Origin of the sequence: Vescimonas sanitatis (genome assembly GCF_049060325.1) — a bacterium.
Lineage (GTDB): Bacteria > Bacillota > Clostridia > Oscillospirales > Oscillospiraceae > Vescimonas > Vescimonas sanitatis.
Map to the genome: position 1 here is coordinate 137,103 of NZ_JBMGPW010000002.1, position 26,360 is coordinate 163,462.

At 58.9% G+C, this 26,360-nt stretch carries 23 protein-coding genes and 1 tRNA gene; 7 read left to right on the forward strand and 17 right to left on the reverse strand.

Going from position 1 to position 26,360, the window contains the following annotated elements:
* Positions 1-18: 18 nt before the first annotated feature.
* The 3 genes from ACOMDU_RS03550 to ACOMDU_RS03560 form a co-directional block, all read right to left on the reverse strand.
* Positions 19-1,614 (reverse strand): CTP synthase, encoded by a 1,596-nt coding sequence (locus ACOMDU_RS03550; protein WP_421129070.1) that lies wholly within the window; start codon positions 1,612-1,614, stop codon positions 19-21.
* A gap of 253 nt (positions 1,615-1,867) precedes the next feature.
* A complete protein-coding gene (locus ACOMDU_RS03555) occupies positions 1,868-3,127 on the reverse strand; it encodes a CNNM domain-containing protein (RefSeq protein WP_421129071.1) in 1,260 nt (419 codons plus the stop codon).
* A gap of 309 nt (positions 3,128-3,436) precedes the next feature.
* Positions 3,437-4,306, reverse strand: coding sequence for a radical SAM protein (locus ACOMDU_RS03560; protein WP_421129072.1), 870 nt, complete (start codon positions 4,304-4,306; stop codon positions 3,437-3,439).
* A gap of 110 nt (positions 4,307-4,416) precedes the next feature.
* On the opposite strand from ACOMDU_RS03560, the gene ACOMDU_RS03565 reads away from it, so the two are divergent.
* The 4 genes from ACOMDU_RS03565 to ACOMDU_RS03580 all read left to right on the forward strand — a co-directional run bounded on the left by ACOMDU_RS03565 (position 4,417) and on the right by ACOMDU_RS03580 (position 7,256).
* Positions 4,417-5,031: a single-stranded DNA-binding protein gene (locus tag ACOMDU_RS03565; RefSeq protein WP_421129073.1), complete on the forward strand. Its 615-nt coding sequence runs from the start codon at positions 4,417-4,419 to the stop codon at positions 5,029-5,031.
* Between the two features lie 132 nt (positions 5,032-5,163).
* Positions 5,164-6,567, forward strand: a complete 1,404-nt coding sequence (locus tag ACOMDU_RS03570; RefSeq protein ID WP_421129074.1) for an MATE family efflux transporter — start codon at positions 5,164-5,166, stop codon at positions 6,565-6,567.
* Positions 6,567-6,737: a DUF6472 family protein gene (locus ACOMDU_RS03575; protein ID WP_022135626.1), complete on the forward strand. Its 171-nt coding sequence runs from the start codon at positions 6,567-6,569 to the stop codon at positions 6,735-6,737. Before ACOMDU_RS03570 ends, ACOMDU_RS03575 begins: the two co-directional genes overlap by 1 nt.
* 405 nt (positions 6,738-7,142) lie before the next feature.
* Positions 7,143-7,256 carry a peptidoglycan-binding domain-containing protein gene (locus tag ACOMDU_RS03580; RefSeq protein ID WP_421129076.1) on the forward strand — a complete coding sequence of 38 codons (114 nt, stop codon included), beginning with the start codon at positions 7,143-7,145 and terminating at the stop codon, positions 7,254-7,256.
* A 348-nt stretch (positions 7,257-7,604) separates the two neighbouring features.
* On the opposite strand, the gene ACOMDU_RS03585 is transcribed toward ACOMDU_RS03580, so the two are convergent.
* From ACOMDU_RS03585 to ACOMDU_RS03605, 5 genes are all read right to left on the reverse strand, one after another.
* The gene (locus ACOMDU_RS03585) at positions 7,605-8,492 is read right to left on the reverse strand and encodes a BRO-N domain-containing protein (protein ID WP_418539792.1); all 888 of its coding nucleotides are present in this window, start codon (positions 8,490-8,492) and stop codon (positions 7,605-7,607) included.
* Between the two features lie 89 nt (positions 8,493-8,581).
* Positions 8,582-9,649 (reverse strand): hypothetical protein, encoded by a 1,068-nt coding sequence (locus ACOMDU_RS03590; RefSeq protein ID WP_418539789.1) that lies wholly within the window; start codon positions 9,647-9,649, stop codon positions 8,582-8,584.
* 36 nt (positions 9,650-9,685) lie between these two features.
* Positions 9,686-10,294 (reverse strand): KilA-N domain-containing protein, encoded by a 609-nt coding sequence (locus ACOMDU_RS03595; RefSeq protein ID WP_421129077.1) that lies wholly within the window; start codon positions 10,292-10,294, stop codon positions 9,686-9,688.
* A gap of 55 nt (positions 10,295-10,349) precedes the next feature.
* Positions 10,350-10,703, reverse strand: a complete 354-nt coding sequence (locus tag ACOMDU_RS03600) for a recombinase family protein (RefSeq protein ID WP_418539784.1) — start codon at positions 10,701-10,703, stop codon at positions 10,350-10,352.
* Positions 10,704-10,894: 191 nt separating this feature from the next.
* Positions 10,895-10,969 (reverse strand) — tRNA-Cys (locus ACOMDU_RS03605).
* 263 nt (positions 10,970-11,232) lie between these two features.
* Between ACOMDU_RS03605 and lexA the strand changes: the two genes are divergently transcribed.
* A complete protein-coding gene (gene lexA / locus ACOMDU_RS03610; RefSeq protein ID WP_421129078.1) occupies positions 11,233-11,871 on the forward strand; it encodes a transcriptional repressor LexA in 639 nt (212 codons plus the stop codon).
* Positions 11,872-11,936: 65 nt separating this feature from the next.
* Here lexA and ACOMDU_RS03615 read toward each other — a convergent pair whose 3' ends face one another.
* From ACOMDU_RS03615 to secA, 5 genes are all read right to left on the reverse strand, one after another.
* Positions 11,937-13,715: an oleate hydratase gene (locus tag ACOMDU_RS03615; RefSeq protein WP_421129079.1), complete on the reverse strand. Its 1,779-nt coding sequence runs from the start codon at positions 13,713-13,715 to the stop codon at positions 11,937-11,939.
* A 140-nt stretch (positions 13,716-13,855) separates the two neighbouring features.
* Entirely contained in the window at positions 13,856-14,437 is a 582-nt protein-coding gene (locus ACOMDU_RS03620) for a TetR-like C-terminal domain-containing protein (protein WP_421129080.1), read from the reverse strand.
* Between the two features lie 14 nt (positions 14,438-14,451).
* Positions 14,452-15,990: an ABC transporter substrate-binding protein gene (locus tag ACOMDU_RS03625; RefSeq protein WP_421129081.1), complete on the reverse strand. Its 1,539-nt coding sequence runs from the start codon at positions 15,988-15,990 to the stop codon at positions 14,452-14,454.
* The gene (gene pgeF / locus ACOMDU_RS03630) at positions 15,987-16,799 is read right to left on the reverse strand and encodes a peptidoglycan editing factor PgeF (RefSeq protein WP_421129082.1); all 813 of its coding nucleotides are present in this window, start codon (positions 16,797-16,799) and stop codon (positions 15,987-15,989) included. The genes ACOMDU_RS03625 and pgeF overlap by 4 nt, the downstream gene beginning before the upstream one ends.
* A 393-nt stretch (positions 16,800-17,192) precedes the next feature.
* Positions 17,193-19,937, reverse strand: coding sequence for a preprotein translocase subunit SecA (gene secA, locus ACOMDU_RS03635; protein WP_421129083.1), 2,745 nt, complete (start codon positions 19,935-19,937; stop codon positions 17,193-17,195).
* 190 nt (positions 19,938-20,127) lie between these two features.
* On the opposite strand from secA, the gene ACOMDU_RS03640 reads away from it, so the two are divergent.
* Both ACOMDU_RS03640 and rlmD read left to right on the forward strand, forming a co-directional pair.
* On the forward strand, positions 20,128-21,732 hold the full coding sequence (locus ACOMDU_RS03640) for an MBL fold metallo-hydrolase RNA specificity domain-containing protein (protein WP_421129084.1): 1,605 nt from the start codon (positions 20,128-20,130) through the stop codon (positions 21,730-21,732).
* 3 nt (positions 21,733-21,735) lie between these two features.
* Positions 21,736-23,349: a 23S rRNA (uracil(1939)-C(5))-methyltransferase RlmD gene (gene rlmD / locus ACOMDU_RS03645; RefSeq protein WP_421129085.1), complete on the forward strand. Its 1,614-nt coding sequence runs from the start codon at positions 21,736-21,738 to the stop codon at positions 23,347-23,349.
* 174 nt (positions 23,350-23,523) lie between these two features.
* Here rlmD and ACOMDU_RS03650 read toward each other — a convergent pair whose 3' ends face one another.
* From ACOMDU_RS03650 to ACOMDU_RS03665, 4 genes are read right to left on the reverse strand one after another with little or no spacing between them, the layout of a single operon-like run.
* Positions 23,524-25,218, reverse strand: a complete 1,695-nt coding sequence (locus ACOMDU_RS03650) for an FAD-dependent oxidoreductase (RefSeq protein WP_421129086.1) — start codon at positions 25,216-25,218, stop codon at positions 23,524-23,526.
* Positions 25,215-25,535: a thioredoxin gene (gene trxA, locus ACOMDU_RS03655; RefSeq protein ID WP_421129087.1), complete on the reverse strand. Its 321-nt coding sequence runs from the start codon at positions 25,533-25,535 to the stop codon at positions 25,215-25,217. Before trxA ends, ACOMDU_RS03650 begins: the two co-directional genes overlap by 4 nt.
* Positions 25,528-26,148 (reverse strand): 4Fe-4S binding protein, encoded by a 621-nt coding sequence (locus ACOMDU_RS03660; RefSeq protein WP_421129088.1) that lies wholly within the window; start codon positions 26,146-26,148, stop codon positions 25,528-25,530. The genes trxA and ACOMDU_RS03660 overlap by 8 nt, the downstream gene beginning before the upstream one ends.
* Positions 26,145-26,348, reverse strand: a complete 204-nt coding sequence (locus tag ACOMDU_RS03665) for a 4Fe-4S binding protein (RefSeq protein WP_421129090.1) — start codon at positions 26,346-26,348, stop codon at positions 26,145-26,147. The genes ACOMDU_RS03660 and ACOMDU_RS03665 overlap by 4 nt, the downstream gene beginning before the upstream one ends.
* Positions 26,349-26,360: the final 12 nt, after the last annotated feature.

The window sequence follows — 26,360 nt, forward strand, 5'->3', positions numbered from 1 at the left end:
GGGCCTTTTTGTGCCTCCTTATTGCTGCGCCAGTGCTGCGGCCACAAAGCCGCGGAACAGGGGGTGGGGCCGGTCCGGCCGGCTCTTGAACTCCGGGTGGAACTGGCAGCCCACGAACCACGGATGGTCCGCTATCTCCACCATCTCGACCAAACGGCCATCCGGCGACGTACCCGCCACCCGCAGGCCCACGGCTTCCAGCTCCGGTCGGAACACGTTGCTGCACTCATACCGGTGGCGGTGGCGTTCCCATATCTCCCGCTGGCCGTAGGCCTCCCGGGCCTTTGTCCCCTCCGCCAGCACGCAGGGATACTTGCCAAGCCGCATGGTGCCGCCCTTGGCGGTCACGCCCACCTGGTCCGGCATCAGGTCGATGACCGGATGTGCCGTCACGGCGCTGAACTCTGCGCTGTGGGCATCCGCCCACCCGGCTGCGTGCCGCGCAAATTCGATGACCGCGATCTGCATCCCCAGGCAGATGCCCAGATAGGGGATACCCTTCTCCCGCGCGTACTGCGCCGCCAGGATCATCCCCTCAATGCCCCGGTCACCGAAGCCGCCGGGCACCAATATGCCGCTGCACCCGCAGAGCGTTTCCGTGAGGTTTTCCGCCGTCAGGTGCTGTGAGTCCACCCACTGGATGTCCACCTGTGCGCCGCAGGCGGTCCCCGCGTGGAACAGCGACTCCGCCACGCTGAGATAGGCGTCGTGCAGCTCCGTGTATTTGCCCACCAGCGCGATGGTCACATGGCGCTGCTCCGCCGCGTGTATCTGCGCCACCAGCTCCCGCCAGTGCCGCATATCCGGCTCGCCGGCGCCCAGTCCCAGCTTGCGGCACACCACCCGGCACAGCCCCTCCCGCTCCAGCAGCAGGGGCACCTCATACAGGGTGGACGCCGTCAGGTTGGGGATGACGCAGTCCTCACTGACGTTGCAGAACAGTGCGATCTTCTTCCGCATGTCCTCCGGCAGCGGGCTGTCGGTGCGGCACACCAGGATATCCGGCTGGATTCCCACGCTCAGCAGCTCCTTCACGGAGTGCTGTGTGGGCTTGCTCTTCAGCTCGCCGCTGCCGGGGATGGAGACCACCAGCGGCACGTGGATATACAGCACGTTTTCCCGCCCCTGCTCCGCCGCCACCTGACGGATGGCCTCCAGATACGGCTGGCTCTCGATGTCACCCACCGTGCCGCCGATCTCCGCGATGACCACGTCCGTCTGTCCGTCATCCATGGCGTACAACCGCCGCTTGATCTCGTCGGTCACATGGGGGATGATCTGCACCGTGCCGCCCAGATAGCCGCCCTGCCGTTCCCGGTTCAGCACCGACCAGAAGATCTTTCCGGAGGAAACGGAGCTGTCGCCGGTCAGCGCCTCATCCACGAAGCGCTCATAGTGCCCCAGGTCCAGATCCGTCTCCGCGCCGTCGTCGGTGACGAACACCTCGCCGTGCTGGTAAGGGCTCATGGTCCCCGGGTCTACATTCAGGTACGGATCGAACTTCTGGTTTCGCACCCGCAGACCGCACTGCTTCAGCAGCCGGCCCAGCGATGCCGCGCAGATGCCCTTTCCCAGCCCGGACACCACGCCGCCGGTCACAAAAATATACTTCATCCCGCCATCTCCCCTGTAAAAAATATGCTCCGATGGTACACCCCCATACCTCCGCTGTCAACGGTGCAAAACGCAGATATTTCATCGGAATTATCATATAATATATAGAATTAGGGAGAAATTGTTGCAGAAGCGAAAGTTCTTCTTGCATTGGCGGGCGGATGGTGGTATGGTAGTATTGGACTCACCTTAGGAGAGGTTCCTCACAGGAAAAAATAAGCACCCGGAGGCTTATGCCTCCGGGTGCTTCTGCTTATATCTCGTCGGTGATCTCACCGCCGGACGCTTCCCGCCGGACCACCTTGATCTCACAAGTGCGGTGATTGTCCACCCGCGTCACCAGCACGTCCAGATCCTGGCAGCTGAACCGGTCGCCTACCTCAGGAACCCGGTCGCACTGCTCCATCACCCAGCCGCTGACGGACGTCATCTCCGTCTCCTCATTCAGATGGAAGAACTCGGCAAAATCGTCAAAATCCATGGCCGCGTCCACCAGATAGGTGTCCTTGTCCACCTTGCGGATAAAGACCTCCTCCTCATCGTGCTCGTCCCAGATTTCGCCCACCAGCTCCTCCAGAATGTCCTCCATGGTCACGATGCCGCAGGTGCCGCCGTACTCGTCCACCACCACGGCCACCTGGGTCTTGGCCAGCTGCAATTTTTTCAGCAGCAGACTGATGGGCTCGTTTTCCAGCACGAACATGACCGGGGAGAGTATCTCCTCCAGCGGCTTGTCCGTTACGCCGCAGCCCACATAAAAGTCCTTCTGGTGTATGGTGCCGATAATATGGTCGATGTCCTCCCGATAGATCAGCAGCCGGGAATACTTTGTCTGGGTGAACAGGTCCGCCACCTCTTCCTTCGTGGCGTCCACCGGCAGTGCCGCCAGGTCCACCCGATGGATGAGGATGTCCTGCGCCTCCTGCTCGGAAAAGCCGATGGCGTTCTTCAGCAGGTCGCCCTCGTCCTTGTCGATGCTGCCCTCCTGCTGCACCTCGTTCACCAGCATCAGCAGCTCCTCCGGGGACATTTTGTTGTCCCCATCCAGATGGAACATCCTGGCCAGCAGCTTTTTCCACAGGGAGAACAGCGCGTTCAGCGGCATCAGCAGCCAGATCAGGCACCGCAGAAACGGCGCAGCCGTCATAGCCCAGCTCTCGGCGCAGTCCTTGGCGATGCTCTTGGGGGAGATCTCGCCGAAGATCAGCACCACCACCGTTACCACGATGGTGGACAGCGTAGCACCGGCATCGCCGAAGCTTTTGACGAACAGTGCCGTGGCCAGGGATGCCATGGCAATGTTCACGATGTTGTTGCCGATCAGGATGGTGGACAGCAGCTTGTCATAGCGCTCCAGCAGCCGGCACGCCAGCGCGGCACGGCTGTTGCCTTTTTCCGCCAGCATTTTCAGCCGCGTGACATTGGCCGAGGAGAACGCCGTCTCCGTGGCCGAGAAATAGGCGGACAGCAGCAGGCATACCGCCATAATAATGATATATGTAGTCGTTGACACGATCAATAGCTCCTTTTTCTGTCATCTGTTTCTGCGATCCACACTGGTCTAAAGGCGCAAAAAAGCACGTCTGCCCCGCGTCAGGCGGCGCAGATATGCCGCAAAAAACAGATGGCAGCCCGGCAAGTTCCCGGGATGGTCGCCGCTGTCGGTATCCATATCGCCCTGTATCCTCCTTTTGATATAAATCTTGCCTATTATATACAAAACCACCCACCCTGTCAAGTCCGCCCTTTTCCGCAGAGCGCGGGGCTGGTTGGACAGCAAAAGGGTTTCCCACAGGGAAACCCTTTTGAATGCGCGTGTGCATTACAGCGCCCGCAAAAACTCCGGCTTCAGGTCCCGGCGACCGTCCAGCGCCGCGGCGATCTGCGCCAGCAGCGCCTCCCGGTCACCGTTCAGTGTGCCCTTCAGCGTCAGATAGTTGCTGGCGTGGTTGGCGCGGAACACGGTTCCTTCGCTGTCCACGTGCTGTAAAAACAGCTCTGTTTCCTTCAGTACCTCCAGGGGGCTGAGCAGCGTAAAGCTGCCCTCCCGCACCCAGGCCTCCAGCGGCGTTCCCGGCTCCACCATCAGCGTCAGCAGCCCCAGATAGTCCGGCTTCATTTCGCTGACGGCTCTGGCCGTGTCCGCGGCGTGCTCCCGCCAGTGTGCCACGCTCCCCAGCCCGGAGATGGCCGTCACCGACAGCGCCAGCCCGCACCGCCGGGCCTTCTGCCCCGCCGCCACGATCTCCGCCGCCGTGTGGCCCTTCTGCATCTTCTCCAGCACCGCGTCGCACCCGGACTCCAATCCCATATACACCATCTGCAGGCCCTTGCTCCGCAGCAGGCGCAGCTCGTCCTCGGATTTGATCTGTAGGCTGGTGGGGGAGGCGTAGCATGTTACCCGCTGGCACTCCGGAAACAGCCCATAGACCAGCCCCAATATCTCCACCAGGTCGCCGGTCCTCCGCATCAGTGCGTCCCCATCCGCCAGAAAGACACGCTCCACCCGGCGGTATACCCGCCGTGCCAGCTCGAAGTCCGCCCGGATCTCGTCCATGGGCCGCATGGCAAAGTGCTTGTCGTCGTACATATCACAGAAGGCGCACCTGTTGTGGCTGCACCCGTAGGTCACCTGCACGATCAGGCTGTACGCCTCGCTGGGCGGTCGGTATACCTTTCCCTTATAACGCATGGTCATCACTCCTTTTGCTGTATTATGCCATACTTTGAACGCTTTGAAAAGGGGGCATATTCCAGCCCCGCCCCACATAGGCTGTGACATCTCAACAAACGAGGTGTGCTATGGAGCTGAATTACAACCGCGTGGAGCTGCGGGGCGTGGCCGAGGACGCGCCGGTGCTGTCCCATGTGAACCACGGCTGTGCGTTCTACCGCTTTACCCTGTCCGTCCTGCGCCTGTCCGGTCAGGCGGACAAGCTGCCCGTCATCGTCCCCCGGCCGCTTCTGCTGCTGACGCCGGTGTCTCCCGGCGACGGCGTACATATCACCGGCCAGCTGCGTTCCTTCAACAACAAAAGCGGCCAGGGCAGCCGTCTGGTCATCTCCACCTTCGCCCAGACGCTGACCCATGACGCCGGCGAACCGCTGAACCGCATTTTCCTCAGCGGCGTGCTGTGCAAGCAGCCCGCCCTCCGCCGTACGCCCCTTGGCCGCGAGATATGCGACATGATCCTGGCGGTGAACCGCCGCTACGGCCGCGCCGACTACCTGCCCTGCATCGCCTGGGGCGCCGTGGCCCAGCAGGTGTCCCTGCTGCACACCGGTGCCCGGCTCACCGCCGAGGGTCGGGTCCAGAGCCGTGTCTACTCCAAAACGGAGAACGGCGTCACCACCGACCGCACTGCCTACGAGGTATCCATCATGCGTCCGGCGGAGCGGACGGAATTCCCGGAATGACGCGCTTCCTCCGTCCATTCCCGCCCATTCTGCGGCGCTGTCCGCGCCGAAAAACCGGCATTCTCCCTGTTGCGCCCCGGCTGGTATTATGGTAAAATTCCTGTAAAGAAGTATGTTATAAGGAGAGCCTCCATGCGCCATTCCAGCCATCTGCATCTGCATTTCCACACCCACCACCGCGCCGCCCGTTATGACGTGGACATGACCAAGGGCAGCATCACAAAGCATCTGATCAACTTTGCCCTGCCGCTGATGGTGGGCAATCTTTTTCAGCAGCTCTACAACATGGTGGATACCTGGGTGGTGGGCAACTACGTCAGCAACGAGGCCTTTTCCGCCGTGGGTACCGTCACCCCTATTATCAACACGCTTATCGGCTTTTTCCTGGGATTGTCCAGCGGCGCCGGCGTGGTCATCAGCCAGTATTACGGCGCCGGCCGCGAGGATAAGGTCCGCCAGGCGGTCCACACTTCCCTGGTGCTGACGCTGCTGATGGGCGCGGTCTTCACCGCCGCCGGCATCGCCATGACGCCCCTGATGCTCCGCCTGATGAAGACCCCCGCCGAGGTGGCACCGGAGCAGACCACCTACCTGACCATCTACTTCGCCGGCGTCATGGGACTGCTGCTCTACAACATGGGCTCCGGCATCCTCCGCGCCGTGGGCGATTCACGCCGCCCCTTCTACTTCCTGCTGGTGTCCGCCGTGCTGAACACGGGATTGGACCTGCTCTTCGTGCTGAAATTCGGCATGGGCGTGGAGGGCGTGGCCTACGCCACCATCATCGCTCAGGCGGTGTCCGCCGCACTGACCATCTGGGTACTCATGCGCGCCGCCGGCTGTATCCGCGTGGAGCTCCGCGCCCTGCGTATGACCTGGTCCGTCCTCCGTCAGATCGTGTCCGTGGGTATACCCGCCGCCCTGCAAATGGCCATCACCGCTTTCTCCAACGTGTTCGTCCAGGGCTATATCAACTATTTCGGCCCGGATTGTATGTCCGGCTGGACGGCCTATACCAAGGTGGACCAGTTGGTGATCCTGCCGGTCCAGTCCATCGCCATGGCCGGCACCACCTTTGTGGGCCAGAACCTGGGCGTGGGCGACACGGCCCGGGCCAAGAAGGGCGTCCGCACGGCGCTGTACCTGTCCTTCGTGGTGACGGCGGTGCTGCTGGTGCCGGTGCTGCTGCTGGCCCCGGACCTGACGGCGTTCTTCAACAGCAAGGCCGAGGTGGTGTCCTATGGCGCGTTGCTGCTGCGGCTGCTGTCACCCTTCTATTTCTTCTTCTGCATCAACCAGATCTACTCCGCCGCCCTCCGCGGCGCGGGCAACAGCCAGGTGCCCATGTGGATCATGCTGGGCTCCTTCGTGGTCTTCCGCCAGATATACCTCTACATCGTGGCCAACTATGTCTCCAACGAGATCATCCCCATCGCCATGAGCTACCCCGCCGGCTGGTTCGTGTGCAGCGTGGCCACGCTCATCTACTACCGCTTCTGCAAATTCGACAGCCACCGGCTGGTGGAGGACGTATGATGGACAAGTGTGAGACCTGCGTGTGGTACGTCTATGACGAGGACTATGACGATTATATCTGTGACATGGATCTGGACGAGGACGAGCTGGCCCGTTTCCTGGCCGCCGATACCCGATCCTGTCCCTATTGGCGCCCCGGCGACGACTATATCACCGCGCGAAAGCAATAAAACACACCCCCAGGCGGTCCTGCCTGGGGGATGCGTGCCTGTTCCGCCGAAAAAAACACCACCCATTGGGTGGTGTTTCCTGTTTTCTGCGGTGCCTCGTCAGGCCTCACGCTTGCGGCGGCGCAGCAGCGCCGCGGTGCCGGTGTAGCTTATCAGCGCCGTTACCGCGTAGGGCGGCAGTTCCGCGTCCACCAGCGTCTTTCTGCCAGCAGAATGTAGTAAGCTTTGCGTTCGAGCCTTCACTGACGTTGGGCGAGCTGCTGTAGTTTCAAGTCTGCCCGCTGGGAAGCTTCGACCAGTCCGGCGTATAGGCGTGCTTGCCGGTGTCCGCATACGGCAGCGTAAGCGCGACGGTGTCAAGACCGTCGCGCCAATTCTGAAGCGTGAAGATTTGACTGCGGCAGCGTGGACGGCATCTTCGGAAGCAAGACAAAGGCCGCCGTGCTGGCGTTCCAGAAGGCCAACGGTCTGGGTGTGGACGGTATCGTCGGCCCCCTGACGTGGGCAAAGCTGGGCTAAACGACACGGACGGACGAATTGTCTGCATAGAATAGAACCAATACCGCAGGAGGGGGACGGAAGCTTCCGTCCCCCTCCTTTTTCAACGGTTTCAACGAGCAGGGCGCTCCGCATAAGACTAAAAACAAGGCTAAAACCTGTTTTTGGGCATGAAAAAACTCCCGAAACACAGGCGTTTCGGGAGTTTTGGTTGTCATGCTATACCACTGTAGATTTTTGAACCCCCGGCTCAAAAATGCCATGTGCAAATTGGAATTCTTAGTTCTTTTTTAACTTTTCTCAAACTTTTTTGATGGGTGCTTTCAAGAACTGCCAATTGGTCGCATGAAAAACCGTTATGCGAAACACTCATTTTTTCTCTGGCATCTCGCTCATATCCGCGGCTGCCCCTTCCAAAAGGTCAGTCACGACCTGATTAAGTTGCGCGGCGTTCTTTGAGGAGATGACCGGCGTATTGGACTGTGACTCAATGTCTTTCCTTGTTCGCCCGGCAACCTGTCCGCCAGCTTTAGCAACTTCCAGATTCTCTTGGAAGGTCGTGGGCTTTCGATCCTTTGAAAACTGTGTGGTGGTGGCTTCCGCCAGCATATTCAGCACCAACTCCAGCGTGGTCATGTTATCACGAAGGTTTTCCTTTTTCAAGCCCTTCAGATTTTTGTACTGCCGGGTGGACATCCCCGACCATGCGCGGGAGATCTCATCGGTGAGGATGGCGTACTCCACGCCCTTCTGCACACCGCGGGCATCCCATTCGTCTGTCAGTTCCTTACGGACCTGAATGGCTTGCAGCCGCTGGTTGATCCACTCGCGGGTATAGCCCTTCTTGAGATAGGTTTCCAACGCCCGCTCGATGGTCAACTCCGGGTCTATGGTTTCCTCAATGCGCTCCCGACCAACCTGCGCCAGCCATTGCCGGAATGGTTCAGCCTTTGGTGAGGGAATGGACTGGATGATACGGAGAAGCTGCTCTGTGTCAGCCACATCAGTCATGCGTTTTCGTCCATCCGAGGCGGTCATTTTCAACTGCTTACAATTTGTAAGCAGTTGGCCTGCGCCCTCATTATTCAGCCGCTTCTTTAATACTGCCCAATATGTACTGGCATGACGGGCATCTGGCTGATCTGTCAAAACCGCAACAACATCGACAACGGAAAAGTACCATTCTTCCTTTTCCTCGTCCCACGCCGTGCGGATACGCTTGTCCTCAAATAATTGAATCTTGTCGTTCTGGCTCACTTGTTTTCACCTCAATCTCATCGACTTATATGTTTACGGGGGACATTCTCGGTATAACATAGCCAGGGGACATCAACTCCAATTTTTTATTAATTCTGCTCGAAGATGTTCCAGATTGTATTCCATGATTCCAGCATCAGTTTCTGGGGTGCCTTAATTGAAAATCGTGATGCAACTTCAAATTCTTCAACAGGATCTGAAACTTTTGCAGGCGCACAGTAATAGTGGATTTCCCGGATGGATGGATTTTGGGCAATCGCTCTGTTAATATGCTGATCGTTTTCCCCGCTATATCCAAAAATATCAATGCGTCCAGCATTTGCATTTTGGAGTTGAGATAAGTAAATCTGAAAAATTGTCATAGGGGATTCGAGTGGGAATTGAATTGGAAATGTAAATCCTCCGCCAAGCTTCATTTCTTCTTCCTTTTCTTCTCCGCTAATTCCCCAAATCAAACAGGCATCATCTGGGCCTAATAGAGTGTCAGAGCGCTTCTGTCTATCTTGTTTTTTGTAAAAGAAGCCTCCATGCAGATGCTTTATTTCATCTGTTTGAAGGACATCATCTAAAACGCAATCATAATTTGTTGTGAAAATCATTTTGTAATCAGACAGCCATCTCTTTAATTGCTCTACTTTTGCTTTGCCTAACGTGTCTTTTCCCCACTTACCATTATTATAACAAATTCTACTTGCTGCCCGCTTTAATTCGGCTTGATCTTCTTTCGTGAAATCCCCTCTTTGACAAAAAAGCTCAATTATTTTTAAGAGGCTCTCCACATTGGATATTTCATCATTTTGTGTTTCATATATAAGTCCATATGTTTGGAAGAGGATGGTGGAAACTGTCTGAGCATCATTAAAGCCAAGTTTTCGAAGCTGGTCCTCAATATGCGAAAGTAGTGTTGGATTATATGGTCTATCTGTGATTGGTCCGCCGTACCCTTCTTCGCCGCAAAAACCATCGCCAGAATATCCCCACGATACAGCACTATATTGAACGCTGTCTACTTTATTGCGGAAAGGCGCAAACAATTTATCCGCCTTATCAAAGAGGCGCGGAATTTCCTCTTTGATTTTCTTCATCATAGCTTTGTGTTGATATTCAGGAATAAGGTTAGCTGTTAATCCGTTCCCCACGATCAGAATTTTTTCCATAGTTTCATCACCCCACCTTACCAACACAAGGTTCATTCATCTCAATTTCGTTCTATCCAGCGACAGCTTCAGCAACTGCATCTTAAATTCCGGGGCGATCCATGAGGCAAACTCGCAGGCGATCATCGGATGAGCAAATGTTCCTCCGTTTTTCTCCTGCTTGGAAACGATGCCGATTGCCTTTGTCTGGTCGATCCATAGCTTTGGCGTCAACGTAAATGAGGCAGTTTTCTTTCTCTTTAAAAGTTCTGCATAACCAGTCTCACTATAATTCGGATTATTCTCCTGCTCCCACAGATTCAAAAATGCTAAAGTATTTCCGCTCCTCAGCCAACTCTGTATCACATATCCCGGAGCATCCTCGCTGTGAGCTCGGGCGACCTCAGTCAGAGAAATGTAACCTTCCTCCTGCTTTTTCCCCTGTGATTCCAGGCCTTTCCTCCGTTTTGCTCGTTCCAACACCTCTTGCTTACTTCTTCCATAACCGGCAAGATTCGAGAGCATATATTCGGCAATATCGTTTTCCCGCGCGATTCGCAATATAACTCGATCCCGTTCCTCGCAGGTAATGTTGCCCTCAGCTACAAGGTGTTCCAGCATAAGTCCAATTCCGTACATATCCACCAGATTCAATTTCTTTGCCACACACATCACCTCTCAAGGTCATTGTAGCATAACTTTCAGTGTTGTAAAAGACAAATTAAATCTGAACCATAGCAGGGGAAACATAACGTATGTCTTTCCTCGGTGAACCCTCCTTGTCGTAGTCAATATTACAGCGGGCAGCCTTCTCAAATTGGACATCCAGAAATTTCTCCAGGCCGACAATAGCCACATATTTGCCGTTTGAAAGAAGGTGATCTACCGCAGCGCGGGTCCATTTCGTCTTTCCGGTCGGAGAAGATATTTGTTTTGAGTAAAGCATATCCACCACTTTTCCCAAACTTGCTCCTGCCATATAGAACTCGAAAATCATGGATACGATATTTGCTTCATACTCGTTGACTCTAAGTGTCCCTCCGCTGATCAACACAAAACCATATGGTATTCTCATGTTTTATTCCTCCTAAAAACAAAACTTCCCATGTGTTACCTCGTTCAAGAGATAAAACATAGGAATACAGATTATTTCATTTTCTCTTTTGCCGTTATTCTGCATAGTTTTCGGGCCGAGTTTATGCGATTTACATGCTAAAAAAGCAAAAGCTGTGTATAACTTACGTTATACACAGCTTTTGTCTAATTTGGAGGTGACACCCGGATTTGAACCGGGGAATGAGGGTTTTGCAGACCCTTGCCTTACCACTTGGCTATGTCACCGTGTCAGCGAAAATCATTATACTATATACCGTCGGCCCTTGTCAAGAGTGAAATGCCCGTTGAAACGGGATTTCTTTCATTGCTTTTGATGTTACTTCACGGTCGTCTTTGCTGCAGCCTCAGAAAAAACTGCAAAAAGAAATAGAACAAATGTTGCAATGCGCGAAAGTGTGTGATATAATAGAGCCGGAAGAACAGCGGACGCGGCGCACATACAAAAAACGGACCTGCGCCGACACGGGGCGCATGAAAGGGGCATGGCTATGGCGAAGATGACCAGAATGCAGCAGAAGATCTACGACTACATCGCCCAGGCACTGCGGGAGCAGGGGTATCCCCCCTCGGTGCGGGAGATCGGCGAGGCGGTGGGACTGAAATCGCCGTCCACGGTGCATTTCCACCTGAAGCATATGGAGGAGCTGGGCGTGCTGACCAAGGGGGCCGGCAAGGGCCGGGCCCTGACGCTGGCGCAGCCCATGCAGGGGGAAATGCCTGACGGCGCGCCGGTACAGGAGGAGGCGGCGCCGGCGGCGGACCGCATCCCCGTGGTGGGCAGCGTGGCCGCGGGCAGCCCCATATTGGCGGAGGAGTGCATTGAGGACTATCTGACCTTCGACACCGGCGGACGCGAGGGGGAGTACTTTGCCCTGCGGGTGCGGGGCGAGTCCATGCTGAACGCGGGCATCCTGCCGGACGACCTGGTGGTGGTGCACCGCCAGCCCACGGCACACAACGGCGAGATCGTGGTGGCGCTGCTGGGGGACGAGGCCACGGTGAAGCGGCTGAGCCGCCGGAACGGCGAGGTGTGGCTGCTGCCGGAGAACGAGAACTACCGGCCCATCGACGGCCGCGAGGCCACGCTGCTGGGCAAGGTCACCGCCGTGGTGCGGGAGTATAACTGAACGCAATAAATATCCCCCGGCTAGGCCGGGGGATATTTATTGTTTGGGGGGTGAACTGGGGGCTGTCAGATGACGTGGTATTCCTTCAGGAGCTTTTCGATATCGGTGTTTTCGATCTTACTGAGGGCTTTCTTGACGGCCAGCTTTTCCATCAGGCCCAGCTCCATGTCGGTGGCCTTCTTGCCGTCCCGCAGCTTTACGGTGGCGTTCAGCAGGTCGCGGACGTCATAGACGCTGCCCCAGACCTCGGGCACGCCGCGGTCCACGTTCAGCAGGGTGTAGACGGCCTCCATGCCGGTTCGCATGGAATACTCGGTGGTGAAGATGGTGTCGCGGGGCGTCTCGGCAAACTGACCGAGGAAGGCGAAGTTCACGCTGCCGTCGGGCACCACATTGGGCCGGTCGCCGTAGGCGCGGGGCATGAAGAACGCATCGATATAGGGCATCATCACGGGTACGGTGTTGGCGCTGTTGGACGCCAGATCCTCGATCTGATCCTCGGGCACGCCGATGTGGTACAGCCACTCCATGCAGATCTCCTTGCCGGTGCACGCCCGCATGGGCTTTTTCACATAGTCGCCGGGCTTGTCGGTGAACAGGGAGTATACCCACACCAGGCAGTGGTCCTTGGGCTGGTCGCGGAACTGGGGCTGGCGGTTGATGGTCCAGCTCATCAGCCAGGAGGAGTCCTTGACGGTGACGATGCCGCCGGTGACCACATGGCCGGTGAAGGGGTCGCGCTTGCAGATGTTCTTGATATAGGGGATGATCTTCTGGTCCAAAGTCTCCACGGTGGCGCTCATCCAGTTGGTCTGCTCGGGGTCATGGCAGAACTTGTCGGGATGGCCAAAGGCAGGGTCCTGCGCGGCGATCTTGCGCCACATATCCCAGCCGCCGCCGGGCTTCAGCTCGGTGTTGTAGGCGGCGGGCTTATCCTGACTGCCCATGGAGGAGTTCTCCACGCAGCCGCCGTTGGTGATGAACACCAGATCGTTCTCCGTCAGGTCGATGGCGCCGGGCTCGTTGTTCTCGATGACATCGATGCGCTTGGCCAGCTTGTGGGCGGGATCGGAGCAGTCGAACTCCACGTTGGTGACCTGCACGCCGTAATGGAACCGGACGTTGTGGCTCTCCAGATACTTCACCATGGGCAGGATCATGGACTCGTACTGGTTGTACTTGGTGAAGCGCAGGGCGGTGAAGTCGGGCAGGCCGCCGATGTGGTGGATATAGCGCTGGATATACAGCTTCATCTCCAGCGCGCTGTGCCAGTTCTCAAAGGCGAACATGGTGCGCCAGTACAGCCAGAAGTTGGAGTTCAGCACCTCGTCATCGAAGAAGTCGGTGATCTTCTTGTCCTGCAGGTCCTCGTTGGGGGTGAAGAACAGCTTCATGATCTCCATGGCGCCCTTGTCGGAGATGTCGAACTTGCCGTCGGTATGAGCGTCCTGGCCGCGGTCAACGGTGGCGCGGCACAGGGAGTAGTTGGGGTCCTCCTTGTTGAGCCAGTAGTACTCGTCCAGCACGCTGACACCCTCCGTTTCGATGGAGGGGATGGAACGGAACAGGTCCCACATGACCTCGAAATGGTTGTCCATCTCGCGGCCGCCGCGCATGACGTAGCCCAGATTCTCGAACTTATAGCCGTCGCAGGCGCCGCCGGGGAGATTGCCCTTTTCCAGAATGTGGATGTGCTCGCCCTTCATCTGGCCGTCGCGGACCAGATAGCAGGCGGCGGTCAGGGCCGCCAGACCGCTGCCCACGATATAGGCGGATTTGTTGTCCACGCCCTCGGGCTTTTTGGGACGGGCAAAGGCTTCATAGTTACCGCTGGAATAATACATAAATAAACTCCTTTCAAGTATCCACTGTATGTTTTCCTTTGATGATGAAAGCATACATCCGAATGAATATTTGTTCAATAAGCAGAAAAACCCCGGTGATAAGTTTTTTATCACCGGGGCGGCAGGTGTTCAGTTTTTTATCATTTGGCCTCGTTTGATAAGGGCTTGTCGGTACGCAGACGCGCCAGCGCGGCGTCGACGCTGCCGTGGATGACCTGGTCCAGCTGTTCCACGATCAGGTGGGGATCGCCCTTCATGTCGGATCTGATCCAGTCCAGCATCAGGCCTACGAACATATACTTGTACAGCGTGGCGATGAAGGCCTTATCCTCCGGCCGGACGGACATTCCCCGGGCCTGCTCCTCCACCACGCCCTCCAGCAGGTCGTAGGTCAGCTTGTAGAGATAGTTCTCCACCTGCTCCCGGCTGACGGAGCGATAGACGTTCAGAATGAAGGGCTTATTCTCCTGCACGGCCTCGAAGATCTGCAAAAGGCCCTGCTGCCACGTCTCGTAGGTCTTTTTGCCCGCCAGAGCGCGGCTGGCGTCCTCCTGACAGCTCCACTCCACCAGATCATAGATGTCCTTGAAGTGATAGTAAAACGTCATGCGGTTGATGCCGCAGTCATCGGTGATGTCACTGACAGTGATCTTATGCAGGGGCTTTTCCAGCAGCAGCTTTTTCAGCGACGCCTCCAGCGCCCGCTTGGTGACTTGTGACATGGCATACGCTCCTTTTATGCGTCCAGCCGGACGGACCAGCCGCCCAGGGGGGAGAGGGGGGCCGTCTCCGTGGGGGACAGACCCTGCACCACGCCCTCGGTGGTGACAACGGATACGGACTTAAAGCAGATGGGGGCGAAGGGGGCGGTGTCCAGCAGCTGCTGCCACAGGGCCACCAGGTTCGCGTCAGCGCCGCTGGCCCGATAGGCCTGCAGCAGCCGGTCGGTAGTCTCATCGGACCAGCCGCCGTAGTTGAGGCTGCCCTCGGTGGACAACAGGGCCGTCAGGTCCCAGTCGGCGGTCAGGCGGCATTCACCGTAATAGAGATCAAAGTCGCCGCTTTCCAGCCGGGTGAGGAACGTGTCCCAGGGAACAGCCTCTACGGTGACGGTCAGGCGTGCGGTATTGAGGTACATGGCGATCTCCTGGGCGGCGGAGACCTTGAAGCTGCTCTCCTCGTTGACCAGAAGCGTCAGCGTCAGGGGTGTTTCATCCTCCGCCTGTTCGCCAAGGGCGGCGTTCAGCAGGCGGTTATAGGCCGCGGTGTCGTAAGGCGTTTCCAGCGCGGTATCGTAGCCTGCGTAGGCGGGGGAGGCAGGCAGCTGGGCCGCCGTGCCCTGTCCCAGCAGGCAGGAGGACACCAGCGTTTCGCGGTCGATGCCGGCGCTGAGGGCCCGGCGCAGGGCCGGGGCGGACAGAGCCTCCCGCCGGGTGTTCATGCCCAGAAACTGCATGACGGGGGTGGCTGCTTCAGCGTAGTCGCCGGCACCGGAGACACCGGTGCTGTTGCTGCCGGTGAGATCCAGCGTCAGCAGCTGCACCTCACGGGAAGTGAAGGCGTACAGGGCGGAGTCCTTGTCCTTGCAGTGCTGCAGGCGGATGGTGGACAGCGGCAGAACGCTGCTGTCCTGCCACCAGCGGTTGTTGGCCGTCAGGTAGGCGCCCGTGTCATCCTTGGCAAACAGATAGGGGCCGCTGCCCGTGGGGGCGGTGCGGTTCTCGGTGCCTGCTTTGATGATGGGGATGTCCAGGCGGCTGGGCAGTGTGGCCAGAGGGGCGGACAGGGCGACGACCACCGCGTCCTCCCGGACGTACACAGAGGTCACGTCCCGCAGCCGGGCGGCATAGCGGTCAGAGGTGCGGGCGCGCTCCAACGTGGCGGCCACGTCCGCCGCCGTGACGGCGGAGCCGTCAGAGAAAGCCGCATCGGCCTTGATGCGGATGGTCCAGGTGCGCTGGGCGGCATCATATGTCCAACTGTCCGCCAGGACGGCCTGGGGCCGGAACTGCTCGTCCAGGGCGAACAGCCCCTGGTACATGAGGGACTCAACGGTCTGCTGCATGGTGTCCGTGGTGCGGACGGGGTCCAGGGTGCCGCCGGCGATATAGGGCAGGGTAAAGGCGGTCAGCGGCTCCGGCTCCGGTTCCTCGTTTTCATTCTGATAGAAGTCGGACAGCTCCCCCAGGGGATCCTCGGTGACCTCCCAGTCGGCGCAGCCGGCGGCCAGCAGCATGGTCAGCGCCAGCAGCAGGCACAGCAGTGCACGTTTCATAGCGTATCCTCCCGCAGAGCGATCAGCGCGGCCTGCTCGCCCCGGCGCAGGCCCATCTTCCGGTGGCTCCAGTACAGGTCCGGGCGGCAGGCGGTGCAGTGATCGCAGATGTCGATGCGCGTAACGCCCTCGCGGCGCAGCCACAGGGCGTTGACGGCCTTCAGGTCGATGTGCCACTTGCTGCCGTTCCATGCCATGAACGGCTCCGCCGCCGCACCCAGTGCGGCCCGCAGGGCCTCCGGTACGTCGCCGTCCGTCTCGAAGCAGCACGGCCCGATGGCCGGCCCGATGGCGGCGCGGAGGTCCGCCGGGTCGCAGCCGTAATCCTCGGCCATGACGCGTACCGTCTCCGCGGCGATGCCGGCGGCGGTGCCCCGCCAGCCGGCGTGAGCGGCGCCGATGACCCGGCGCACCGGGTCGTGGAGCAGCAGTACGTTGCAGTCGGCGGAGAACACGATCAGGGGGATGCCCGGCACGTCCGTCACCAGGGCGTCGGCGCTGTCGTAGTCCTGCGGCTGCCACAGGCCCTTGCCGCAGTCCGCCGCCGTGACGCGGCGCACATCGCTGCGGTGCACCTGACGGCTGAGCACCGCCCGCTGCACATCCGTGTCCAGCGCGGTGCACAGGCGGCGGAAGTTCTCCTGTACATTGGCCAGGTCATCGCCCCGGCGGTCATCCAGGTTCAGACTGTCCCAGGGGGTGGGGGAGACACCGCCCTTACGGGTGGAAAAGCCGTGGACGATGGCACCGTTGTCCAACACATCAGAGGCCAGATAGACCAGGTCGTTTTTTGTGTGGATGTGGAACATAGTGTCTCCTTCCGGAGGGGGACGGGGCGTCGGGGACGCCGCCCCCTACATTAAGATGGGACGGGCGGCGGCTTCAGCCACCGCCCGCCATTTTGCAATGCCTCGCAGAGTTTGCGTCCGCAGACGCAAATCAAGTCGAATTCATTTTCGGCCTGCAAACGTGCGCGTGCGCGACTTTGACGCGCACGTCGTGCGCTGCAGCAGGCCGCAGCCCGCTCAAACGACAGCCCAGCGAAGCGGGTGTCGTTTGAAGTTACTCAGGAGTGGTACTCCTTGCAGGTGCACTTCTTCCATTTCAGCCCGCTGCCGCAGGCACTTTGGCGGCCCAAATCTTTGATTTGGCTGGCGCCATGCGACCGTAGGCAGCGTACAGGGGAGAAGCATAGGCCGAAATCAGGAGTGGTACTCCTTGCAGGTGCACTTCTTCCATTTCAGCCCGCTGCCGCAGGGGCACAGGTCGTTGCGGCCGACCTTGACCACCTTGGTGGGGCGCTTCTTCACGGTGCCGTCGCCGCCCACGTTCTCGGTCATGCCGCTGGCCACGCGCTCGCGCTTGACTTCCTCGTTCTGGCGCAGGCGAACGGAGTACAGACGGCGCACCGTCTCCTCCTTCATGGCGTCGATCATCTCCTCGAACATCTCCAGGGACTCCTTCTTGTAGGCGTCCACCGGGTTGGTCTGGGCGTAGGCCCGCAGACGGATACCCTGGCGCAGGTCCTGCATGGCGTCGATATGGTCCATCCAGTATTCGTCCACCACCCGCAGCAGCACCACGCGCTCCAGCTCACGCATGACGGGCGGTGTGATCTCCTGCTCCTTTTTCTCATAGAAGTCGGCGGCGGCCTTGGTGAACATATCGATGAAATCGTCCTCGGTAAGGGTGGGGAGCTGGCTCTCGTCGATCTTTACGGTGTACTTGGTGAAGTACACGCCCTCCACGCCGCGGAGAAGCTCCTTGCACTGGACCATGTCCAGGTGCTCCTGGCCCATGAAGGCGCTGCGGACCTGGTGGCCGATGGCGCTCTCCATCATGCCCATGATGATGCCCTTGACGTCCATGCCGTCCAGCACCTGCTTGCGCTGGCCATAGATGATCTCGCGCTGCTTGTTCATCACGTCGTCGTACTCCAGCACGGACTTACGGGCCTGGAAGTTGCGGCTTTCCACCGTGGTCTGGGCCTGCTCGATGGCGCGGGAGAGCATCTTGTTCTCGATGGGGGTGTCCTCGTCGATGTTCATGCGCTCCATCATGCCGGTGACGCGGTCGCCGCCGAACAGGCGCATGAGGTCGTCCTCCAGGGAGATGTAGAACCGGGTCTCGCCGGGATCGCCCTGACGGCCGGCACGGCCGCGGAGCTGGTTGTCGATACGGCGGGAGTCATGGCGCTCGGTGCCGATGATGAACAGGCCGCCGGCGGCGCGGACCTTGTCGGCCTCGCCGGCGATCTCCGCCTTGTGCTGGGCCAGCTTCTCGGCGAACAGCTTCCGGGCATCCAGGATCTCCTGGTTATCCGTTTCGGCGTAGCCGGTGGCCTCGGCAATGAGCTCGTCGGTGAGGCCGGCCTTGCGGAGGTCGTTCTTGGCCATATACTCGGCGTTGCCGCCCAGCATGATATCGGTACCGCGTCCGGCCATGTTGGTGGCCACGGTGACGGCGCCGAACTGGCCCGCCTGGGCCACGATCTCAGCCTCGCGCTCATGGTTTTTGGCGTTCAGCAGGTTATGCTTGATGCCCTCGCGGGTCAGCATCTTGCCCAGCAGCTCGTTCTTCTCGATGGATACGGTGCCCACCAGCACCGGCTGGCCCTTGGCGTGGCACGCCTTTACCTGCTGGATGACGGCGCGGTACTTGCCGTTCTCGGTCTTGTACACGCTGTCCTCGTTGTCGATACGGGCGATGGGGCGGTTGGTGGGGATCTCGATAATGTCCAGCGCGTAAATGGTGGCGAATTCCTCCTCCTCCGTCAGCGCCGTACCGGTCATGCCGGACAGCTTGCGGTAGAGGCGGAAGTAATTTTGGAACGTGATGGTGGCCAGCGTCTTACTCTCACGCTGGACGGACAGGTGCTCCTTGGCCTCGATGGCCTGGTGCAGGCCCTCGGAGTACCGGCGGCCGAACATCAGGCGGCCGGTGAACTCGTCTACGATGACCACCTCGCCGTCCTTGACCACATAGTCCACGTCGCGCTTCATGATGCCGTGGGCCTTGATAGCCTGGTTGATGTGGTGGGCGATGGTGCTGTTTTCCGGGTCGGACAGGTTGTCCAGATGGAAGAACTCCTCCGCCTTTTTGATGCCGCGGGCGGTGAGGGTGCAGCTCTTGCCCTTCTCGTCCACCACATAGTCGGCGTCGATGTCGGTGGCTTCCTCCTCCTTGTCGTCTGTCTCCACCACCACAAATTTCTTCAGCCGGGCGGCGAACATCTCGGCCATATCGTACAGCTGGGTGGACTTCTCGCCCATACCGGAGATGATCAGGGGGGTACGGGCCTCATCGATCAGAATGGAGTCCACCTCGTCCACGATGGCGAAAGCGTGGCCCCGCTGGACCTGCTCGTTGGCGTACAGGGCCATATTGTCACGCAGGTAGTCGAAGCCCATCTCGTTATTGGTACCGTAGGTGATGTCCGCCTGATAGGCCTTCTGGCGTTCCTCCTTCTTCATGTCGTGGATGATCAGACCCACGGTAAGGCCCATGAAGCGGTGGACCTTGCCCATCCACTCGGAGTCACGCTTGGCCAGGTAGTCGTTGACGGTGACGATGTGAACGCCCTCACCGGTCAGCGCGTTCAGATAGGCAGGCAGGGTGGCCACCAGCGTTTTGCCTTCGCCGGTCTTCATCTCGGCGATGCGGCCCTGGTGCAGCACGATGCCGCCCACCAGCTGGACGGGATAGGGGCGCATACCCAGCACGCGGTCCGCGGCCTCCCGCACGGCGGCAAAGGCCTCCGGCAGGATGTCGTCCAGCGTCTCACCGTTGGCCAGACGCTCCTTGAACTCCGGGGTCTTGGCCTGAAGCTCGGCGTCGGTCAGCTGCTTGTACTCGTCCTCCAGTGCGGTGATCTTGTCCACGATGGGGTAGATGCTCTTCAGCTCCCGCTGGCTGTAGGTGCCGAAGACCTTGGTAAACAGTCCCATATATTCTGTATCCTTTCTAAGTAAAAAGATAATCGTACATAATTATACCAGTAGAGTATACCACACTCTTTTGTCTAATGCAAAAAGATTTTCTGTGAACAGTTATCGGTCAGTCGTGCCGCTTTGCGGTTGTGCAGCGCGGAAAAGTGTGGTATACTGACGATACTATCAAAGAGAAGGAGTTTTCGCCATGAAGCTGCGTTTTTACGGCGCTGACCGGTGCGTTACCGGCAGCTGCCATTGTCTGGAGGTCAACGGCAAGCATATCCTGGTGGACTGCGGCCTGCAGCAGGGCCGGGACGAGATCGACAACACCGCGCTGCCCTTTCACCCCGGCAGCATTGATGTGGTGCTGGTGACCCACGCCCATATCGACCACTCCGGCCGCATCCCCATGCTCATCAAAAACGGCTTTCAGGGTAAGATCATTACCACCCGCCTGACCGCCGATCTGCTGGACATTATGCTCCAGGACTCCGCCCATATCCAGGAGCAGGACGCGGAGTATCAGAACCGCAAGAACAAGCGCGCCGGACGTCCGGAGGTAGAGCCGATCTACACCGTGGCCGATGCCCTGCGGGTGCGGGAGTTTATCCAGACCTGCGAATACGGCCAGGACATTCCCGTGGTGGAGGGCGTGACGGCGCAGTTCATCGATGCTGGCCACCTGCTGGGCAGCGCCAGCATCAAGCTCACCTGCCATGAGGGTGATGAAACGCGCACCGTGGTGTTCTCCGGCGATATCGGCAATGTGGATCAGCCCATCATCCGCGATCCCCAGTTCTTCGACAGCGCGGACTATGTGCTCACCGAGTCTACCTACGGCGACCGCAATCACACCGAGGTGTGGAGCTACACCGGCCAGCTGGCGGAGATCATCGACGAGACGCTGGGCAAGGGCGGCAACGTGGTCATCCCCTCCTTCGCCGTGGGCCGCACCCAGGAGCTGCTGTATTTCATCCGCGAGATCAAGGATAAAAATCTGGTCACGTCCGTCAAGGACTTCCCGGTGTACGTGGACAGCCCGCTGGCCAAGAAGGCCACCACCATCTTCTGCGGCGATCTGCGGGGCTATCTGGACGAGGACGCTCTGGCGTTGGTGCAGGACGGCACCCATATGTTCAGCTTCCCCGGCCTGCACCTGACCGAGACGGTAGACGAGTCCAAGCTGCTGAACGTGGACAAGACCCCCAAGGTCATTATCTCCGCTTCCGGTATGTGCGACGCGGGCCGTATCCGCCACCATCTGAAGTATAACCTCTGGCGCGCCGACAGCGCCGTGGTGTTCGTGGGATTTCAGTCCCCGGGCACCCTGGGCCGCAACCTGCTGGACGGGGCCGACAGCGTCAAGCTCTTCGGCGAGGATGTGGCCGTCCGGGCCAAGATCGTCAACTTCCCCGGCCTCAGCTCTCACGCCGACCATGACCATCTGGTGGACTGGATCAAGCACTTTGATCCGGCGAAGACTACCCATGTGTTCGTGGTCCACGGTGACCGCGAGGTGGCGCCCGTCTACGCCGAGACGGTAAAGGGGCTGGGCTTTGCAGCCCACGCGCCCCAGTATACCGAGGAGTATGACCTGATCGCCGACAAGCAGCTTGCCCCCGGCTACCTGCCGGAGCGCAAGACCCGCGCCTATGAGGGCGCGCCCAAGGCCACGGCGGCGTACCAGAAGCTGGTCCAGCTGGGCGATATGCTCATCGGTCTCATCCGCCGCAGCAAGGGCCGGGACAACAAGACGCTGGCCGCCTTTGCCGATGCCATCGGCAAGGTCATCAGCAAGTTCGAGTTCTGAGCCGTGCCGGAGAAGAACAAGACTTACCGCGCCCGCATCGAGGGGTATACCTCCGAGGGCTTGGGCGTGGCCCGCATCGACGGGCAGGCGGTGTTCGTCCACCGGGCGCTGCGGGGCGAGGACTGTGATGTGCTCATCCTGAAGGCGCTGAAAAACGCCGCCTTCGGCAAGGCGGTGCGGGTATACGCGCCCTCGCCCCACCGGGTGGAGCCGGACTGCCCGTACTATGGGCGGTGCGGCGGCTGCGACTTCCGCCACATGGATAGGGAAGAGGAGCTGGAGGCCAAGCTCCAGCGGGTGCAGGACGCCCTGCGCCGCATCGGCGGCAGCGATGTGACAGTGGAGGGTATCCTCTCCGGTGCGCCGCTGCACTACCGCAACAAGAGCCAGTATCCTGTGGACGCCGGTGGACAGGTGGGCTTTTACAAGGCCCGCAGCCATCAGGTGATCCCGGTGGACTGCTGCCGGATACAGAAGCCCCAGGCCGACGCGGCGGCGGAGGCCCTGCGGCGGTACATCCGGGAGTGCGGCGTGCCCTGTTACGATGAAAGGACCCGGCGGGGTCTGGTGCGGCACCTGTATGTCCGCACGAACAGCGCGGGGCAGTCATTGGTCTGCGTGCTGGTCAACGGGAAGAAGCTGCCCCGCGAGGACGCGCTGGTGTCGTTTATGCGGCAGGCGCTGCCGAATGCCGTGGGCGTGGTGCTGGGCGTGAACACCCAGCCCACCGGGGCTGTACTGGGCAGTGAATACCGCACCCTGTGGGGCGCGGACGTGCTGGAGGATACCCTGTGCGGCCTGTCCTTCCGGCTGAGCGTGCCGTCCTTTTATCAGGTGAACCATGACATGGCGGAGGTGCTGTACGATACCGCTGTGGACTTCGCGGGACTGACCGGGCACGAGACGGTGCTGGACCTGTACTGCGGCGCGGGCACCATCACCCAGGTGATGGCCCGGCGGGCGGCGAGGGTCATCGGCGCGGAGATCGTGCCGGAGGCCATTGCCGATGCCAAAGAAAACGCAAAACGCAACGGCATCGGAAATGTGGAGTTCCTCTGCGGCGACGCGGCGGACGCGGCGGCGGACTTCGCCGCCCGGGGCCTGCGCCCGGACGTGATATGCGTGGACCCGCCCCGCAAGGGGCTCAGCCCGGAGGTGGTCGCCGCAGCGGCATCGATGGCGCCGCAGCGTATCGTCTACGTCTCCTGTGATCCGGCGACGCTGGCGCGTGATGTGAAGCTGTTTGCACAGGAGGGCTATGCCGCCGTCCGCGCCGCGGCGGTGGATATGTTCCCCGGTACGGCGAATGTGGAGACGGTATGTTTATTGTCCAAACTTCAAAGCAAGGAACATATCGAGATCGAAGTGAAGATGGACGAGCTGGATTTGACTTCGGCGGAGAGTAAGGCAACCTACGAGGAAATCCGGGAATACATTTTCGAGCATACCGGACTGAAAGTCAGCTACCTCTATATCGCACAGGTGAAGCAGAAATACGGCATCATTGAGCGTGAAAACTACAATAAGCCGAAATCCGAAAACGCCAAGCAGCCCCAATGCCCGCCGGAGAAGGAAAGAGCCATTACGGAAGCACTGAAGCATTTTGAAATGATTTAGCTGATGATACAAAAGGACAAGCATCTAAAATGGATGCTTGTCCTTTTATATCCGATGTATTATGTTATTGCAGCATGACTTCCTGATACCTGCGATTTTCACTTAAAAGGCGCTGGCATTGCAGATCATCCAAGCCTTTATCTGCCGCAACCGTCAAACCGAATAGATTTTCACTCATAGCTTCTCCATTCCGCAGGGATAGGCGCTCCGCGCTGTCTGCTGCTCTTTAGTTACGACCCGATAAAAGCTGTATCCGCCGGAGAGATGGGCACAGGTAAAACCATACTGCGTCAAAAGCCGGCAGGCCAGATAACTGCGAAGCCCTGTCTGGCAATTCACATAAACAGGCTTACCACGGGCTAACTCGTCCAAGTGCTCCCGCAGATCGTCCAAGGGAATATTCCGAAAGCCATCCAGATGGCCCCGCTGATACTCCCACGCCGTGCGGACGTCCAGCAGCGTCGCACTGCCATCGCAAGGCAAGTCTTCAACCTCATTCCAATGGAACTGCCGCACTTTCTCGCTCTCCAAATCCTCGATCATAAAACCGGCCATGTTTACCGGATCCTTGGCGGAGGAATAGGGCGGCGCATAGGAAAGATCAAGCTCCGTCAGTTCCAGAGCGGTCATTTTTGCGCGAATGGCCGTTGCCAGTACATCAATGCACTTGTCCACACCGTCGCCGCCAACGATCTGTGCACCCAGCAGCCGCAGGCTTTCTTTTTCATACAGTACCTTCATTGCCATAGACTGTGCGCCGGGGTAATAGGTGGCGTGGGATGCTGGGAACAATACGACTTTGTCGTAAGTGATCCCTGCTGCCTGCGCTGCCTTTTCATTGATCCCCGTGGAGGCTGCTGTCAAGCCAAACAGCTTCAGAACAGACGAGCCCTGAGAGCCGTGAAAGCGGCTGTTTCCGCCGTAGATATTGTCAGCGGCAATGCGTCCCTGCTTGTTGGCAGGCCCCGCCAGCGAGATCAACGTTTTCTGCCCGGTCACGAAATGGGTGACCTCTACGGCATCGCCCACAGCGTAGATGTCCGGCACGGAGGTTTCCATCCGCTCGTTGACAGCGATGCTGCCCCGGATGCCCAGCTCAAGTCCGGCCTCTTTTGCCAGATGGGTGTCCGGCGTGACGCCGATGGCCAGCAGCACCATGTCGGAGCGCAGCGGCTCACTTTCCTCCAGCAGCGTCAGCACGGAATCTCCGTCCTGCCGGAATCCGGTGACGGTTTCACCCAACCGCAGAGCCACGCCGTGTCTGCGCATTTCCGCATGGACAAAGCTGGCCATATCCCTATCCAGCGGCGCTAATAGCTGCTTTGGACGTTGGACGATGGTGACGGAAACGCCCATTTCTGCAAGGTTTTCCGCCATTTCCAGACCGATAAAGCCGCCGCCAGCCAAAACAGCGGTTTTCGGTTTCTGATCCTCTACAAAGCGCCTAATGCGGAGGGTGTCCTCCACGGTGCGCAGGGTAAATACCCGCTCGCTGTCCACGCCGGAAAGCGCAGGAACCGTCGGCTTTGCGCCGGGGGCGAGGAGCAGCTTGTCATAGGTTTCCGTATAGCTCTTTCCGCTGTTCAGTGCGCGGACGGTGACGGTTTTTTCTGCGGGATTGATCGCAGTTACTTCCTGCTGTACCCGCACATCAATGCGAAAGCGATCCCAAAAGCTCTCCGGAGTTTGGAGTGTCAGTTCTTCCTGATCTTTGATCACACCTCCCACATAATACGGCAGGCCGCAGTTGGCATAGGACACATAGCCGCTGCGCTCGACCATCACGATCTGCGCGTGTTCATCCAGACGGCGGATGCGGGCGGCGGCAGAAGCACCGCCCGCCACACCGCCTACAATCACAACTTTCATCTTGCGTCTTCCACCATTGCGGCGATCTCCGACTTAGGCCGATAGCCAACCGATTTGGCAACGGCTTTCCCATCCTTGAATACGACCAGCATCGGGATGCTGGATACCTGAAAACGCATCGCCAGCTCCATCTGCTCATCCACATTGACCTTTCCCACCTTGAGCGTACCGCTTGTTTCTTCGGCAAGCTCATGCAGTACGGGAGAGAGCATTTTGCACGGTCCGCACCAGTCCGCATAGAAATCCAGCAAAACGGGCTTATCGGAATGCAGTACCTCATTTTCAAAATTCGCAGCAGTAATTTTCAGTTCAGTCATGAGAATGACTCCTTTCGTTGATCTTTTGTGATTCTTTGTTTTTCAGCTTGCAAATACCCTGCGTCATGGTTCCCATGGGGCAAAACGCACACCATGTGCGGGGCTTGTAGAGCACCATAACGATCAGACCTAGCAGCAGAGAGGTCAGCATGAGGCTGTAAAAGCCAAAGCTGAACTGCGCCACCCAGTCAGTGACCGTCCCGGCTGTGTAAGTTGTGTAAGTCCAGTCCCACGGCACACGGAAGGTCCAGAACAGCTTAATGGCCTCCCGCAGGGACGCAGCACCAGCAGCGACCAGATAGGTCTGGAACACCATGTTGCCGAACATCGTCAGGAAAAAGATCAAAAAGCCATAACGGAACCATTTGGAGGACATCCAGCGGGGCGTGGGCTTGCAGCGGGAGCATTTAAGGTCTGTCCCCAGCTTGCTGAACAGTTGACCCCGTCCGCAGAGGTGGTTGCAAAAGAATTTGTTTCCGCCAAAGATGGCTAAGAACAGCGGTAGAAGAAAATCGATCATGCCCAGCCATGCAAACAGGATATTGAAAAAGCCCAGTGCAAAGTAGATGATGGCATATACCCACAGGTAATCGTACCAATGCTTTGCTTTCATGCGTCAGCCCTCACTTTCACTTCAATGCAGCCGACGGGACAGAGCTTTGCGCATTTGCCGCAGCCTACGCAGCGCTCCGCCTCCACGGCGGCGTAGCAGCCGCGGCGCACCTTGACGGCCTCCAATGGACAGGTATTTTCACACACACCGCAGGCGACGCACCGCGTTTTATCTACGGCGGCCAGTTTCTTCGACAGCATAGCGTTCCTCCC